Raw genomic sequence first — 15,428 nt, forward strand, 5'->3', positions numbered from 1 at the left:
GCCAGGCCGTGATCAGTCTGGCGGGTCAGCGTGTCGGAACCGGATGCTCGCCGCGATAATCGTAGAAGCCGCGGCCGGTCTTGCGGCCGAGCCAGCCGGCCTCGACATATTTGACCAGCAACGGGCAGGGGCGGTACTTCGAATCCGACAGGCCGTCATGCAGCACCTGCATGATCGACAGGCAGGTGTCCAGGCCGATGAAATCGGCCAGCTGCAGCGGCCCCATCGGATGGTTGGCGCCGAGCCGCATGGCGGTGTCGATCGCATCGACCGTGCCGACGCCTTCATAAAGCGTGTAAATCGCTTCGTTGATCATCGGCAAAAGGATGCGGTTCACGATGAAGGCCGGAAAATCCTCCGAGACCGTGATCGTCTTGTCGAGCTGCTTCACATAGGTCTTCGCCGCCTCGAAGGTCTGGTCCTCGGTGGCGATGCCGCGCACCAGTTCGACCAGCTTCATCAGGGGAACCGGATTCATGAAGTGGATGCCGATGAAGCGCTCGGGGCGGTCAGTCTGCGCGGCTAGCCGCGTGATCGAGATCGACGAGGTATTGGTCGCCAGTATGGCTTCGGGATTGAGCTGCGGACAAAGCTGGGCGTAGATCTTGCGCTTGACCGTCTCGTCCTCGGTCGCTGCCTCGATGACCAGGTCGGCACCGGCGAGATCGGCCATGGATGGCGCCGCCGCGATGCGCGCCATCGCCTGGTTGCGGAGCTTCTCGTCGAGCTTGCCGGACCCCACCTGGCGGGCCATGTTGCCGCTGACAGTGGCGATGCCCTTCTCGATACGGTCGGGCGATATATCGTAGATCAGCACCTTGTAGCCCGAAAGTGCGGAGACATGGGCGATGCCGCCGCCCATCTGGCCCGCGCCGATGATGCCGATCGTTTCGATCTTGCTCATTACACCGATCCCGTCGAAAAAGGCCTTTGCGGCCTGCTTTTTGTGCGGTGCAAACTAAAAGGGTGGGGCGACTTCGTCTACCCCACCCCTCACAATTTAATACGCTTTGCGGCAGGGCGTCAAAGCGCCTTCTGCAACTCCGGCAGGACAACGAACAGATCGCCGACGAGGCCATAGTCGGCAACCTGGAAGATCGGCGCTTCCTCGTCCTTGTTGATGGCGACGATGACCTTCGAATCCTTCATGCCGGCGAGGTGCTGGATGGCGCCGGAGATGCCGACGGCGATGTAGAGGTCGGGGGCGACGACCTTGCCGGTCTGGCCGACCTGCCAGTCATTCGGCGCATAACCGGCATCGACGGCGGCGCGGGATGCGCCGACGGCAGCGCCGAGCTTGTCGGCGACCGGCAGGATGACCTCCTGGAACTTCTCCGAGGAGCCGAGCGCGCGGCCGCCCGAGATGATGATCTTGGCCGAGGTCAGTTCCGGACGATCGGTCTCCGACAGCTTGTTCTCGACGAAGGAGGAGAGGTCAGGATTGGCCGCAGCGCTGACGGTTTCGACAGCGGCCGAACCGCCCTCGGGCGCCGCCTGGAAGGAGGCGGTGCGCACGGTAATGACCTTCTTGGCATCGGTCGACTGTACCGTCTGGATGGCGTTGCCGGCATAGATCGGCCGCTTGAAGGTGTCCGGCGAGACCACTTCGATGATCTCGGAGACCTGCGCCACGTCGAGCAAAGCGGCCACGCGCGGCGCGACGTTCTTGCCCGACGAGGTTGCCGGCGCGACGATGGTGTCATAGGAGCCGGCCAGCGACACGACGAGCGCCGCGGTCGGCTCGGCGAGACGCTCGGCAAGCTCGTCGGCTTCGGCCAGCAGCACCTTGCTCACGCCCTTCAGCTTGGCGGCGGCGTCGGCTGCGCCCTTGGCGCCCTTGCCGGCCACCAGCACATGCACGTCCGAGCCGATCTGCAGCGCGGCCGACAGCGCCTTGGCGGTCTGGTCGGAAAGGGTAGCGTTGTCGTGTTCGGCGATGAGGAGAATGGTCATTTTATCTGTTCCTTCCGATCTCAGAGCACGCCGGCTTCGTTCTTCAGCTTGTCGATGAGCTCGGCGACGCTCTTGACCTTGACGCCCGCCTTGCGGCCGCCCGGCTCTTCGGTCTTGATGACCTTCAGCCGCGGCTTGACGTCGGCGCCGTAGTCGGCCGGGCTCTTCTCGTCGAGCGGCTTCTTCTTGGCCTTCATGATGTTGGGCAGCGATGCATAGCGCGGCTGGTTGAGGCGAAGGTCGGCAGTGACGATCGCCGGCATCTTCAGCTCAACCGTCTGCAAGCCGCCGTCGACCTCGCGCGTCACCCTGGCCTTGTCGCCGTCGAGCACCACCTTGGAAGCAAACGTGCCCTGCGCCCAGCCGAGAAGGGCTGCGAGCATCTGGCCGGTCTGGTTGGAATCATCGTCGATCGCCTGCTTGCCGAGGATGACAAGGCCGGGCTGCTCGGCCTCGACCACGCCCTTCAGCACCTTGGCGACGCCCAGTGGCTCTGTCTGCTCGTCGGTCTTGACCAGGATGGCGCGGTCGGCGCCCATTGCGAGCGCGGTGCGAAGCGTCTCCTGCGCCTGCTGCGGGCCGATCGACACGACGATGATCTCTTCGGCCTTGCCGGCTTCCTTGAGCCGGATCGCCTCTTCGACCGCGATCTCGTCGAACGGGTTCATCGCCATCTTGACGTTGGCCAATTCCACCGCCGAACCGTCAGCCTTGACGCGAACCTTCACATTCGCATCCACAACCCGCTTCACGGGCACAAGGATCTTCATTTTCCTGTCACCTCTCTTGAGATAGTTGGGGCGCGCTATACCAGCGTGAACCCTGTCAGAGTTGTCGAAAGCCGACATTCCGGATGGAAATTCTGCTCTTCAACCGCCAAAGGCGGGCGGAAACGCTTCCGTAGTTGCGGCGAACCCGCACGTCAATATGCCACGGCGTCGGGCAATTCACTCAATCGGTTCAGTCGGGGCCGGGGGCACTTCCCCGACCCCAGCGTGGCACGGGCTGCGCGGCAATCGGCTCGTTTACGGCCGGATCTACGGCGATGGCGGGCTGGTCGGCGGGTGCGGCCTCTTCGTCCGCGCCCGCAAAAAGCGGCACGCCGCGGCTGCGCAGCACGAGCACCAGCACGGCGCCGGCGATGATGCCGCCTATGTGGCAGGCCCAGGAAATCTGGTCCTCGCCACCGGCGGCGAACATGACGATCTGGAACAGCACCCACAGGAGGAGCGGGATGAAGGCCGGGATGCGCAGCGGAATGCGGGCAAAGGCCAGCACCCAGACCTTCACCCTGGGATAGAGGATCAGGTAAGCGACGACCACGCCGGCGATGGCGCCGGAGGCGCCGATCAGCGGCACCTGCGAGTCCCACGCGATGAGGCCCTGGAAGGCGGCTCCGGCGATGGCGCACAGGAGGTAGAAGATGAGATAGCGGATATGGCCGAGCGCGTCCTCGACATTGTCGCCGAACACCCACAGGAACAGCATGTTGCCGCCAAGGTGGAAAATGTCGGCATGCAGGAATGAGTAGGTGAGATAGCTCAGGCTTTCGGGAATGACGATAAAGCGCGGGTCGAGCTCTGCCGTGTCATGCACCACGGAGGGGATGAAGCCGAGGCCGAGCACGGCGGCATTGGTGAAATTCTCGCCCCCGAGCGCGGTGGCGCAATAGACCAGTGCGTTGGCCAGGATCAGGGCGATCGTCACATATTGCAGCCTGATGTGCCGCAGCCTGTTGGTGTCGTAGAGCGGGATGAACATAGGTGCCTGGCCTCTCCCGCCTTGGCATAGTTCAGCGGTTCTTGCCAGGAACCCATAACACGTCGGCATTTCCATTGTCATTGACCGCCCTGGCGGCGACGAACAGGAAATCGGAGACGCGGTTGATGTATTTCAGCCCGTCGCGGTTGACGTGCTCACCAGGATGCTGTGCGAGCGCCACCATCAGCCGCTCGGCCCGCCGCGCCACCGTTCGGGCGAGATGGAGCGCAGCGGCGGCCGGCGTGCCGCCGTTCAGCACGAAGGATTTGAGCGGCTGGAGGTCGTTGTTGAGGAGATCGATGTCGTGTTCGACGCGCTCGGTCTGCGCGGCAATGATGCGCAGCGGCTCGTAGCCGAGCGGCTTGCCGTCGTCGGGCACGGCCAGATCGGCGCCGAGGTCGAAGAGATCGTTCTGGATGCGGGCAAGCATGGCGTCAATCGCGGGGTGGCTTGGGGCGGTGTGAACACGAGCCATGCCAATGCAGGCGTTGGCTTCGTCGACAGTGCCGTAGGCGTCCACCCTGAGATCGGACTTCAGCCGCCGCTCACCCGTGCCGAGCCCGGTGGTGCCGTTGTCGCCGGTGCGGGTGTAGATCTTGTTAAGCTTGACCACGTCGCCTCCCGAACGGCCGGCGTCCTCATTTGCGGGTGAAATACACCGCCAGCAGGATCAGCGCCAGCGCCACGGCCTGCAGCACGACGCGCGTCTGCATCAGCTTGTTGGAGGTCATGCCGGAACCGCCGCGCATCATGTTGATCAGACCCCGGACCAGCACGATCACCACGGCGACCATGACCAGGATGGCAAGGATGTTGAAGACGGATGCCATTTGCGTTTCCAGTCCTTTTCTTGTTCAGGCGCGTTTGGCGAGCAGGCGGTGAAGCATCGATGCCGGAAGGATGCGTTTGAGCGTGGCGCCGACCTTGGCGGGCACTGTTACCACATAGTGCGGGCGCGGGCGCCGCGACAGAAGTGCATGGCGAAGCGCCTTGTGGACCACTTCCGGCCCGGGCTTCAGCGCCGATTGGCTGCCGCCGGTGCGCATCCGTTCCAACTGCGCCTCATAGTCCGCGCGATGCACGGAATTCTCATGGTCGATATTCCTGAGAAACCAGGCGAGTCCGTTGCTGGCGATCTTCGATTTCACCGGCCCCGGCTCGATCAGCGAGACATGCACGCCGCTGCCGGCCAGTTCCTGGCGCTGACAGAGCATCAGCGCCTCCAAAGCGTGTTTGGATGCCGAATAGGCGCCGCGAAAACGTACCGGCACCAGGCCAAGGATCGACGAGCAATGAACGATCCGGCCACCGCCCTGGCGGCGCATCACAGGCACCACCCGGCCGGTCAGGTCGTGCCAGCCGAAGAAATTGGCCTCGAACTGCTCCCGCAAGGCGGCCACCGGCAGATCCTCGACCGCGCCCGCTTGCGCATAGGCGCCGTTGTTGAACAGAGCATCGATCCTGCCGCCGGTCCGCTCCAGCACTGAAGCCGCAAGCGCTCCGATGGAGGCAGGTTCGCGATAGTCGAGATAGAACGCCTCGATTCCCTCTTTTTCCAGGGCCGCGATGTCTTCGGGCTTGCGCGCCGTGGCGAACACCCGCCAGCCTTCCGCCTTGAGCGCCCGCGCGCAATAAGCGCCTATGCCGGACGACGCGCCGGTGACGATGATGACGCGCAACGCGCGTGCCGACGGATTCGTCTTATGACCAAGGGTTGCCATTTGCCGCATTCCCTTCCCATATTCGCGGCGTCGAGACAATCGAAGGGGAGCGCGGTTCTTGTTGCGGAATATCGTCGCCCTGCGCCGCGTGCTCTACGACGCGATCGGTCATTTCAACACCGATGACGGCTGGGCGATGGCCAGCCATCTGGCAATCACCTCGCTGATGGCGCTGTTTCCGTTCCTGATCTTCGCCACCACGCTGGCGAGCTTCCTCGGCGCGCAAGCCTTCGCCGACACGGCCGTGCACCTGGTCTTCGACACCTGGCCGGAACAAATCGCCAAACCGATCGCGCGAGAGGTGCTGAACGTGCTCACCGTGCGACGATCGGATCTGCTCACCTACGGCGTGCTGCTGGCCGCCTATTTCGCCTCGAACGGCATCGAGGCGCTGCGCACCTCGCTCAACCGGGCCTATCGCGTCACCGAGACGCGCGGCATCATCTATCGCCGCGTGCAGAGCATCTTCTTCGTGCTGATCGCCACGGCAGGCTTCCTGGCGATCAGCGTGCTCCTGGTCTTCGCGCCATTGCTGGCGCGGCTGGCCGAGGCGCATTTCGAGTGGATAAAACCCTATACGGGCACCATCACGCTGTGGCGCTACGTCATCGCCTCGACCGTCATCGTCGGCGGTCTGTTTTCAGTGCATTACTGGCTGCCGGCCGGCAAGCGCCGTTTCGTCTCGCTGATCCCCGGCATCGTCTTCACGCTCGCCGCATGGCTGATCGGCTCGACCATTTTCGCCACCTATCTCGACCATTTCTCGTCCTATGTGACGACCTATGCCGGGCTTGCCTCGATCATGATCGCGGTGGTCTTTCTCTACATCGTGTCCGCGATCTTCATTCTCGGCGGCGAACTCAACGCAGCAATCAGCCGCTATCTCGAGGCACGCGCGCGGGTGGGATGACCGGCTGAATTGAAGAACTGGAGAATTGGAGAATTGGAGAATTGGAGAATTGAAGAAGAAGCCCCCAGCGCCAGATGGCACCATTTTCCTCAATTCCTCAATTCCTCATTTCTACAATTCTTCCCTTGGTCTGCCGCACCGTTGCCAGACCGACACCGAAGGTCGTGATCGCCATGCCGGCAATCTGAAGCGCGTTGAGCTGCTCGTCGAACAAGGCCCAGGCGATGACGGCCGTCACCGCCGGCACCAGATAGAACAGCGAAGCGACCTTCGACATCTCGCCGTCGCGGATCATCACCATCAGAAGGAAGATGGCGCCGATCGACAGCACCAGCACCAGCCAGGCCATGGCGAAGATCAATTCGCCGTTGATGACGACCGTGTGGGTCTCGAAGGCCAGTGAAGCCACGATCATCACCGAAGCGCCGCCGACATATTGCCACATGGTCGCGGCGACGAGGTCGCCGCCGGAAGCAAAACGCTTCTGCCATATCGTGCCGGCGCTCATGCCGAGCACCGAGACGAGCGAGGCTGTCAACGTGGCTGACGTCACGCCGCCGCCGAGCGCGCCGAGCTTTGGCCAGAGCACGATGACGACGCCGGCCAGGCCGACCGCGAGGCCGGCCCAATGGCGCGGCAGGATCGCCTCGCCGAGAAACTTGCCGGCGAGCACCGCCGTGATCAGCGGCTGCAGGCCGACAATCAGCGCCGACAGCCCGGCGGGCATGCCCCTGTGGATAGCCCAGAAGACCGCGCCGAGATAGACGCCATGCATCAGAATGCCGGCCCCGGTGGCGTGCAATGCCTCTTCGCGGGAGGCTCTCTTGGAGCCAAGCACGACCACCAGGCCGGCGAACAACGCCGCCGCCAGGACGAAGCGCGCAGCCAGGAACGTAAACGGTTCGGCCCACGGCATGGCATAGCGGGCGCCGATGAAGCCGGTCGCCCACAGGACGACGAAAGTGGCGGGGATGAGCCGCTTGACGCTGTGCATTTTCCGGGGACCGCGCTTGATGAGAATTGAGCCGTGGCGAAGCTCTAGTCCGGTTCAAGCCGGCGCGCAAAACGAAACGATTGATCCATGCATCACCGGAATTCAACCGGCCGCCTTTTCTGCAAGCTGTCTCTTCGGCCTTCGCCTGCGTCAGAGACCGACCATCCGCCTGACATCGTGAGCCGACACGCCCGCTTCGCGCAAGACGGCAAGGCCGGTGTCCTTCAGGCTTTTCGACAGCTTGCGCCCGTCGGGTCCCAGGATCAGCCGGTGATGGAAATAGGCTGGCTGCGGCAGGCCAAGCAGTTCCTGAAGCAGCCGCTGTACCCCGGTGGCGGAATAAAGATCCTGGCCGCGCACGACATGGCTGACGCCCTGCAGCGCATCGTCGACGACGACGGCGAGATGATAGCTGGTCGGGATTTCGCGGCGCGCCACGATCACGTCGCCCCAATCGCGCGGGCGGGCCTCGACGACGCGCGTCGCGGAAAGCGATTCGTCTGAAAATTCATTCCATGACAAATCCTTGCCGACGCGTGCCATCGCCGCATCGACATCCAGCCGCCAGGCGAAGGGAGCGCCCTCGGCAATGCGGCGCCGGCGTTCCTTCGCCGGCAGAGCCTTGTCGACGGCGGGATAGACCGGCACGCCGTCGGGATCGCGCGGCCAGTCGCGCTTTTCGCTCTCGGTGATGAAAGCCCGGATCTCGCTTCTGCTCATGAAGGCGGGATAGACAAGGTCCTCCCGGATCAGCCGGTCAAGCACCGTCTCATAACAGGCGAAGTGCTCGGATTGCCGTCGTACAGGCTGTTCCCAGGCAAGACCGAGCCATTTCAGGTCGGCAAAGATGCCCGCCTCGAATTCCGGCGAGCAGCGCGTGGTGTCGATATCCTCGATGCGCAGCAGCAGGCGGCCGCCGACCGCTCGCGCCAGTTTCTGGTTGAGCAGCGCCGAAAAGGCATGGCCGAGATGCAGTTCGCCATTGGGACTGGGCGCGAAACGGAATGTCAGGAGTGTCATCTCTTGAGCGGCAATCGGGTTGTGCGGCGGTTTTGCCAATTGCTACCGTGCGGCCGGTTCAGGAACAAGAAAGCATGCAACGTATCGCCACATTGGACGACATCGCCCGGGGGCTCGACGCGCTTTGCGCGATCGACCCAAGGCTGGAGAAGATCCGCGGCATGGCGGGCGAGGTGCCGCTACGGCTTTCCCAACCGGGATTCTTGAGCCTTGCCTCGATCATCGTCTCGCAGCAGGTGTCGCGCGCCAGCGCCGATGCGATCTTCGGCCGGCTGACGAAACTGGTCGACCCGCTGACGCCGCTGGCGATCCTTGCCGCCGGCGAGGATATGTTTCGCGAGGCGGGCCTGTCGCGACCCAAGCAACGCGGCCTCCTCGCCGCCGCCCAGGCGGTGGCGGACGGCCTCGATCTTCATCATTTGTGTTCGCTTGACGCCGGCGAGGCAATCACGACCATGACGGCGGTGCCCGGTATCGGTCCGTGGACGGCACAGGTGTATCTGCTGTTCGCCGCAGGCCATCCCGACATCTTCCCGGCGCGCGATGTCGCGCTCCAGACCGCCGTCGGCCATGCGCTCGGCATCGACCCGCGTCCGCAGGAGAAAACACTGATCCAACTCGCCGAATCATGGAGCCCATGGAGAGGTGTCGCATCGCGGCTTTTCTGGTCCTATTATCGCGAATTGAAGGGCAGGGATGCCGCACCCCCGGCCTGAAAACGCGAAAAAGCATCAAAATCTCGTTTTTTTGTGCCTTCGGACGCGTGACAATCCGCTTCACATCCCTGTCATGTCGGGCTTACAGTATCCGCGCCATTCAGGTTAGAGAACCAAGGAGGCCAACGACGTGACGGTTGCCGTATCTCCGGATGGGCTTCCAGCGCTGGTGCTGAATGCGGATTACCGTCCGCTCAGCTATTACCCCCTGTCGCTCTGGTCGTGGCAGGACGCCATCAAGGCGGTGTTCCTCGAACGGGTGAACATCGTCGCCGAATACGAGCACGCGGTGTCCTCGCCGACCTTCTCGATGAAGCTGCCGAGCGTCGTCAGCCTGAAGGCCTATGTGAAGCCGTCGCGGCATCCCGCCTTCACACGCTTCAATGTCTTCCTGCGTGACCGCTTCCAGTGCCAATATTGCGGCACGCCCGACGATCTGACCTTCGATCACGTCATCCCCCGCCACCGCGGGGGTGCTACGACGTGGGAGAATGTCGTCGCCGCCTGTTCCCCCTGCAATCTCAGGAAAGGCGGCATGATGCCGGCGCATGCCAAGATGTGGCCGTTGCAGAAGCCCTACCAGCCGACGGTGCACGACCTGCACAATAATGGCCGTCTGTTCCCGCCCAACCATCTGCATGAAAGCTGGATGGATTATCTGTACTGGGATGTCGAACTCGAACCCTGAGAGCGTCCGACAATTCGGAACGCCGGCCGTCTGAAGCGATTGTCTCCATGATAGTCTGACATACCCTGATATCGGACCAGCTCGGCCGCGCTCACTTATCAGCGGCTTCGCGTTTTGAGGACCGGCTTCCTCCACTCCGTCGCTGCTTCGCAGCGCCACCTCTCCCCCCTCCGGAGGGAGAGGAAAGGAGCCTGAGGCAATAGGTTCGCGCCATTCCTCTCCCCCGTCGATCGGGGGAGAGGTGGCTCGGCGGAGCCGAGACGGAGTGGGGGTCGACCTGGCTCGGACGTCGAAAGCCGCGCTATCCGACTCGGCCCGCCGGATTTCTGCTCGAACTCTTGTCGTGCCGTTCGGTTGAACGGACTCAGTCGCGCGAAAGCGCGCTGCGGAAGGCGATGGCCGCTAGGACAAGGCTGGCGATGGCGTTCCAGCCGGCGAGCGACAGGCCGAGAATGCGAAGCGCGGCCTTGTCGCAGGACGGGGGCACGAATTTGTCGAGCGCGTCGAGCACGCCTTTGCCGCCGGTGTCGACCGGGCCTCCGCCCGCGGTGCAATCGGCCGGGCCCTGCCACCAGGCCCACTCCACGCCGGCGTGATAGATGCCGAGATACAGCCCATAGAGCATCAGCAGGCCGCCGATGGCCAGCAAGCCGCGCACCACCCATGCCGGCGCGTGCAGCGCCGATGCAAGCAGCGCCAGCAGCATCAGCGGCACGCCGATATAGTAGGGCGTGCGCTGTTCCAGGCAGAGATGGCAAGGGATGTAGCCGCCAATGTACTGGAAGGCGAGCGCGGAGCCGACAGTGGCGGCCATGGCTACGGCAAGGAACAGGGCCGTCATGGTCCGCTGGCGTCCGGTGTTGGCAGTCATGGTCGCAGTCATGGGGTCTTTCGTCCGTTATGTTCGCCGCTCGCCCGGTCTTGTGGTCCATGTCGCCACGCCGCCGCGCGGTTTGGGCGACATGAATCAGAAGGCGTATTTGACCAGGATATAGAGCAAAATCAGGGCGGCTGCCGCCGCACCCGCGATCAGGCCGAGGCGCTTTTCGATGAACTCGCGGATCGGCTCGCCATAGCGGCGCAGCAGCCAGGCCAGAAGCAGGAAGCGCCCGCCGCGCGCCACGATTGCCAGTGCGATGAACAGCAAAAGATTGACGCCGATGACCCCCGAAAGGATCGTCACCACCTTGATCGGCGGCAGATGGGCGGCGCCCGAGGTGATCAGCATCAAGATGATGAAGCCGATGCCCGAAGAGACGCGCAGCGCCTCGAACTCGTCATACTTGCCGTAGAATTCGAGGATGGGCCGCGCCAGCGCGTCGTAGGCGTAGTGGCCGATGAACCAGCCGGCGATGCCGCCCAGCACGGAGGCGACGGTGGCGATCAGCGCATAGCGATAGGCGCGATCAGGCCGCGACAGTGCCATCGGCAGATAGAGCACGTCGGCCGGCACCAGGAACACGGAACTCTCGACGAAGGCGATGAAGGCCAGCCACCATTCAGCGGATTTGCGCGCCGCCAGCGACAAGGTCCAGTCGTACAGTCCGCGAAGCATCGGCTCTCCTAATGTCGTAAATGCCTACCGCACGGCGCCCACATGCACGGCGTGGCCGGCACAAGGGCAGGCAGAAAACCAGGGGCATGGATGAAACAGGTGCATGCGTGAAACCAAGACCCGAAGCGCGCCGCGTTCCTTCTTCCGGACGCCAGGCGCTTCGACACGACGCCTGTCTAGAAAGATTTTCCGCGCCGCACAATGGCAGTGCCCGCAGGAAACCGAAAGGGGCGGTTTGGTCGCGGCTCCGCAGGCTATCGGCAACAGGCCAGTTGACGAACAGGCCTCCAACCGTATAGTCCGCGCCATCCAGGCCGCCCGGCCTGAGCCCCTATGGCGGAATTGGTAGACGCGCTCGACTCAAAATCGAGTTCCGCAAGGAGTGCTGGTTCGATCCCGGCTAGGGGCACCACCACCTTCATTCAGGTGTTGAATTTCCGAGCTTTTTCCTAATTTTCGTCCCACCCTTTGTCATCGACTTTTTCGGTGGGACAATTTTGTCCTGATTTTGTTCCGGAATGACCAAGAGATGGGCGGCATGTCCAGCCATCCGGCGGCGTTGGGCTTTCCTCGTGTAGTGCGTCGTTTGCTGCTTGGTGGTCCATCCGAAGATCGCCATGAGCTGCTCGTCCGTTGCGCCGTTCTCGGCTGCCATAGTGGCTCCTGCCTTCCGTAGGCCGTGGAGCGTACAATGTGGAAGCTCTGCTTGATCGCACCAGTCTCGCATCTTGTTGCCCAGCGAATTAACCGTGAACGGCGTTCCCCACTCTGAGACCAGGAAGGTTAGGTCGCCGCAGGCAGTAGCGTCGATCGTCGCCTGCAACCTCGGAAGCAGGGGAAGTTCCACTTCCACACCTGACGATCTGCTGGTCTTCTGGGGACGGATGTGCAGCCATCCATTCGTCACGTGTTGGCGTCCAAGGATCGCAAGATCCTGACGACGGAGGCCTGTGAACAAACCCAAATGCAGTGCCAGACGTGCCTTGCTGCCAAGGGGATGGCGTGCTTCGAACTGGCGCACTTCCTCGACGGACCATGTATGAAATCCGTCACCCGACCTGAGGCGCTTGATGCCGAGTGCTGGATTGGTCTTGACGATGTCGTTCTCGACTGCCCAGCCGTACATCGCCGAGATGACCTTGACGACCTCGTTTTGCGCGCCCGGCGTCGAACGAAGATCGTCACGAATTTCAAGAACGTGGCGCCGCTCCAGGAGGTCGAAGGGGAGTGCGCCCCTTTTGCTGCCACTCTTATGCTCGCTGTTACAGATCTCATCGAGAACCGATGAACGTCGGGCCAGAATTTTGGGGGAAAGCCTTACTCGTCGCTTGTACTCCTGACACAGCCAGCGGAAGGACCTCTGGGAGACCGGTTCATGTCGATCCAGAGTGCTGCCGGTCTTGGGGGGTGAGTACGGGACGTTAAGCCGAGCGCAAGCCACCTCGGCCTCAAACTCCTGCGTCCCTGGCCTTTCGCGGAGTCGAATTTTCGAGCGACCATGGGTGCGAAAATACAGCCGCACGTTTCCGTGCCGGTCACGATCGTGGGAAACGCCTTTAGGTAATTTTCTCGGCATTAATTCCAAGGGTTGTTGGACGGCGAAGATGGCCCCGTTCTGCTACTCTCGCCGCGATGAGGAATTGCCCTGAAGGCGCTTACAACCTCCTCCACGTCCCAAAGAAGGCGTGAAGCAAGCGGCCGGGGCTCCGGCATTTGGCCGGCGGTGACTAGTTGAGTGAACAGTGAGGTGCCGATCCCGATGAGCGCGGCAGCTTGATCAAGGTTGACCCCAACAGGTGCGAGGTTGTCTGGCAGTCGGCTTGACGGTCGTTTCATTCGGTGCGGGCTCAATCATGTGGAACGCCCTCGATCTAATTCCGCCCGTGTCTTGGTTCTATGGGTCATCTGCGTGGTACTCTAGGGGAAGTTCCTTTTGCCAGCCGGAGGGGCTTGCTGCGGCGAGTGCTATTACCCAAAAAGGCAAATTTTTATGCAGGCCGAGGATAGGTCTATTCCCGCCGCAACCCGGCCCTTCTTCCCCAAAAAAGGTGTACTCCTTCCGCTCGCCGGCCCGAGGCGCGCGGATGATCGAAAGATCCGCGGCCGAGCCGGTTCCAAAAAATCCCAGCCGGCGGCCGAGCAGCAGGACGGAAATGCTGGCCGAAGGCCGCGCCGCCGATCTTCGAGGCTGCAGCTGGACAGCTTGGCCATCACAGCGGCGCCTCTTAGCGACGTAGGCATATGGAGGTACCGCTGCCATCAGCTGACGCGACGATTGCAGCAAGAACTGTAGGCGATCATGGGCGCTGAGGATGGCCATCGGAGATCATCGATGCTTGGGAGGCGAAGAGGTAGAGAGCGTGCGTGGATCATTCGGGATCCTCAGGATCAAACTTCGCCATCCGCTCAACAGCGTCCCGCAGCCTCGCCTCCGTCCGGCGACGACGGTCTTGGGTTATCTCCTGCAAGCGCTCCGGCGGGACGGTTGGGACGAAGTCGACCGACGACAGGCGATCCTGGTCATAGGTGAACTGGAGCTTCACGGCTCCGACCAGTGTCACGTGCTGGGCTAGCTGGGCTGCGAGATCATTGAGCCGAGCAGCGTGGGCGTAGAGCAGAGCAATGGCTGACGGCGACTGCCGAAGGACGGCCGAGCTGGCCATCGTCGCATAGCCCTTCCACCACATCAGCTCCCCCAGGCTCCGCCATGGAACAGCACCGTATGTCCGGGCCGCGTCCACGTATCTGGCTAGGAAGTCCTCGTCGAAGACGATTTCGTGGTCACCTCGCGCCCACCCGATCTCCGCATTGCCCTTTTGATTGATGCGAACGTCCAGAAACGCCCGCGGTTTCCTGTTCTCGTTGCGTACGGCAACGCTCCAGTTGCGCGAGTCGACCAGGATGGCAACGTGCTCCTTGTTGAGCCCGCAGTCATAGGCTTCGTCTTCCAGCATCGATGCCAGCTCCTCGCTTGATCTGGCTGTTCCGGCGTGGCGCTCACGGGCCAGGGCCAGATACTTCGAACTCGGGATGGATAGGTCGAAAGGCTCGGTCATCTTTTTGAAAGTCCTGTGGAGGATGCTGGTTGGCCGCCGTGAAATCCGGCTGTCGGGTTGCTATGTTAGGAACGAGTCATTCGCTCGAAGCGGCCCATGACATGATGGTAGACCTCAGGAGCTTCATGGCCCGCGTCCTTCATCAGGGTAGCGGCCTGTCGCAACGTCTCGATGGTCGGCTTAAGGGCGTGGAAGTCCTCATCCTCGTAGTGGAGGTCCAGCTCCGAGGAGAGTTCGCGCAGGAGGTCGGTCAGCACCTTTGCTGTTGTCTGGTCGAGGGTCATGTAGCGGGTTTCCTAAATTGGCTGAGTGGTCTCTAATATATCTTATTCAGTGTTAAATCTATTGTTGGAGATAGATAAATATGAAGCGTCGCAGCACAATAGGTCGACCAAAATTTATTTCTCGGAGTCTGTCCCAATGACCAAGGCCGAATGGGAGCTGCTGCTCAGCGGGATCGTGAAGGCCGAGCTCAAGCTGCGGGGGCTCAGCTACGCCGATCTGGTCGAAAAGCTGGCCGCCATAGGGGTGGACGAAAAAGAGGTCAACATCGCCAACAAGCTCGCACGTGGAAGTTTCACCGCGATCTGGTTTGCTCAGTGCCTCACCGCGATCGGTTCGCAGAGGCTGAAGCTCGACTAACACGTTGGCGCGCCTGCGCCCGCGCCTCGTCACGAGACCTGGACGCCAAGATCTTCGCGTGGATCAACAGTCCAGATCAGATCAGATCAGGTTCTGGCGCTGGCGGCGACTACGTTGAGACGGTCTCCACTTCCAATCGGAACGTTGCCAGAGCATCATTGGCCTCCGGGCCGCTCCAACCGCTGGTCGGAGTCTGTCGGCCGCCGACGGCGCTAGCGCCTTCACCTGTTCAAGCTCGGCTCCGGTGAGGACCATCAAACGGGTCGTCTCGAAGACTTAGCCGGATCGGGCGGTGGCGCGGGCGGGAGACCGACATTCGGCACTCCGCCAATTTTTCTTCTCGCGTGCGCGTGTGGCGGCTCTGGGGGACCACTCTCGTCCATATGCCCGAGAGGACGACCGAAACCTGCGG

The 15,428-nt window shown here is 62.5% G+C and carries 18 protein-coding genes and 1 tRNA gene; 5 read left to right on the forward strand and 14 right to left on the reverse strand.

Features of this window, described 5'->3' with window-relative positions:
- Positions 1-25: 25 nt before the first annotated feature.
- The 7 genes from FJ949_RS27835 to FJ949_RS27865 all read right to left on the reverse strand — a co-directional run bounded on the left by FJ949_RS27835 (position 26) and on the right by FJ949_RS27865 (position 5,435).
- Entirely contained in the window at positions 26-904 is an 879-nt protein-coding gene (locus FJ949_RS27835) for a 3-hydroxybutyryl-CoA dehydrogenase (protein WP_140500869.1), read from the reverse strand.
- A gap of 119 nt (positions 905-1,023) precedes the next feature.
- Positions 1,024-1,953: an electron transfer flavoprotein subunit alpha/FixB family protein gene (locus tag FJ949_RS27840; protein WP_140500870.1), complete on the reverse strand. Its 930-nt coding sequence runs from the start codon at positions 1,951-1,953 to the stop codon at positions 1,024-1,026.
- A 20-nt stretch (positions 1,954-1,973) separates the two neighbouring features.
- Positions 1,974-2,723 (reverse strand): electron transfer flavoprotein subunit beta/FixA family protein, encoded by a 750-nt coding sequence (locus FJ949_RS27845; RefSeq protein WP_140500871.1) that lies wholly within the window; start codon positions 2,721-2,723, stop codon positions 1,974-1,976.
- Between the two features lie 190 nt (positions 2,724-2,913).
- On the reverse strand, positions 2,914-3,714 hold the full coding sequence (locus FJ949_RS27850; protein ID WP_140500872.1) for a rhomboid family intramembrane serine protease: 801 nt from the start codon (positions 3,712-3,714) through the stop codon (positions 2,914-2,916).
- 31 nt (positions 3,715-3,745) lie between these two features.
- Complete coding sequence (locus tag FJ949_RS27855; protein WP_140500873.1) at positions 3,746-4,327, reverse strand: cob(I)yrinic acid a,c-diamide adenosyltransferase; 582 nt, start codon at positions 4,325-4,327, stop codon at positions 3,746-3,748.
- 25 nt (positions 4,328-4,352) lie between these two features.
- Positions 4,353-4,544, reverse strand: coding sequence for a twin transmembrane helix small protein (locus FJ949_RS27860; protein WP_140500874.1), 192 nt, complete (start codon positions 4,542-4,544; stop codon positions 4,353-4,355).
- A gap of 24 nt (positions 4,545-4,568) precedes the next feature.
- Complete coding sequence (locus FJ949_RS27865; RefSeq protein ID WP_140500875.1) at positions 4,569-5,435, reverse strand: SDR family oxidoreductase; 867 nt, start codon at positions 5,433-5,435, stop codon at positions 4,569-4,571.
- 58 nt (positions 5,436-5,493) lie between these two features.
- Here FJ949_RS27865 and FJ949_RS27870 point away from each other — a divergent pair, with 58 nt between their 5' ends.
- Entirely contained in the window at positions 5,494-6,345 is an 852-nt protein-coding gene (locus FJ949_RS27870) for a YihY/virulence factor BrkB family protein (RefSeq protein WP_140500876.1), read from the forward strand.
- A gap of 97 nt (positions 6,346-6,442) precedes the next feature.
- Here FJ949_RS27870 and FJ949_RS27875 read toward each other — a convergent pair whose 3' ends face one another.
- Positions 6,443-7,339, reverse strand: a complete 897-nt coding sequence (locus FJ949_RS27875; protein WP_140500877.1) for a DMT family transporter — start codon at positions 7,337-7,339, stop codon at positions 6,443-6,445.
- 150 nt (positions 7,340-7,489) lie between these two features.
- Positions 7,490-8,359, reverse strand: coding sequence for a tRNA glutamyl-Q(34) synthetase GluQRS (gene gluQRS / locus FJ949_RS27880; RefSeq protein WP_140500878.1), 870 nt, complete (start codon positions 8,357-8,359; stop codon positions 7,490-7,492).
- Between the two features lie 74 nt (positions 8,360-8,433).
- Here gluQRS and FJ949_RS27885 point away from each other — a divergent pair, with 74 nt between their 5' ends.
- Positions 8,434-9,075, forward strand: coding sequence for a DNA-3-methyladenine glycosylase (locus tag FJ949_RS27885; protein WP_140500879.1), 642 nt, complete (start codon positions 8,434-8,436; stop codon positions 9,073-9,075).
- A gap of 130 nt (positions 9,076-9,205) precedes the next feature.
- Positions 9,206-9,763 carry an HNH endonuclease gene (locus FJ949_RS27890; protein ID WP_023677956.1) on the forward strand — a complete coding sequence of 186 codons (558 nt, stop codon included), beginning with the start codon at positions 9,206-9,208 and terminating at the stop codon, positions 9,761-9,763.
- A 364-nt stretch (positions 9,764-10,127) separates the two neighbouring features.
- On the opposite strand, the gene FJ949_RS27900 is transcribed toward FJ949_RS27890, so the two are convergent.
- A complete protein-coding gene (locus tag FJ949_RS27900; RefSeq protein WP_140500880.1) occupies positions 10,128-10,646 on the reverse strand; it encodes a disulfide bond formation protein B in 519 nt (172 codons plus the stop codon).
- A gap of 84 nt (positions 10,647-10,730) precedes the next feature.
- Positions 10,731-11,318 (reverse strand): YqaA family protein, encoded by a 588-nt coding sequence (locus FJ949_RS27905; RefSeq protein WP_140500881.1) that lies wholly within the window; start codon positions 11,316-11,318, stop codon positions 10,731-10,733.
- 327 nt (positions 11,319-11,645) lie between these two features.
- On the opposite strand from FJ949_RS27905, the gene FJ949_RS27910 reads away from it, so the two are divergent.
- Positions 11,646-11,730 (forward strand) — tRNA-Leu (locus FJ949_RS27910).
- 6 nt (positions 11,731-11,736) lie between these two features.
- On the opposite strand, the gene FJ949_RS27915 is transcribed toward FJ949_RS27910, so the two are convergent.
- The 3 genes from FJ949_RS27915 to FJ949_RS27925 form a co-directional block, all read right to left on the reverse strand.
- On the reverse strand, positions 11,737-12,894 hold the full coding sequence (locus FJ949_RS27915) for a tyrosine-type recombinase/integrase (protein WP_140500882.1): 1,158 nt from the start codon (positions 12,892-12,894) through the stop codon (positions 11,737-11,739).
- A 793-nt stretch (positions 12,895-13,687) separates the two neighbouring features.
- Positions 13,688-14,374, reverse strand: a complete 687-nt coding sequence (locus tag FJ949_RS27920) for a hypothetical protein (protein ID WP_140500883.1) — start codon at positions 14,372-14,374, stop codon at positions 13,688-13,690.
- 65 nt (positions 14,375-14,439) lie between these two features.
- Positions 14,440-14,658 (reverse strand): hypothetical protein, encoded by a 219-nt coding sequence (locus tag FJ949_RS27925; RefSeq protein ID WP_140500884.1) that lies wholly within the window; start codon positions 14,656-14,658, stop codon positions 14,440-14,442.
- A gap of 136 nt (positions 14,659-14,794) precedes the next feature.
- Here FJ949_RS27925 and FJ949_RS27930 point away from each other — a divergent pair, with 136 nt between their 5' ends.
- Positions 14,795-15,016, forward strand: a complete 222-nt coding sequence (locus FJ949_RS27930; protein WP_140500885.1) for a DUF6471 domain-containing protein — start codon at positions 14,795-14,797, stop codon at positions 15,014-15,016.
- The last annotated feature ends 412 nt before the right edge of the window (positions 15,017-15,428 follow it).

This window comes from Mesorhizobium sp. B2-4-1 (assembly GCF_006442185.1).
Classification (GTDB): Bacteria; Pseudomonadota; Alphaproteobacteria; order Rhizobiales; family Rhizobiaceae; genus Mesorhizobium.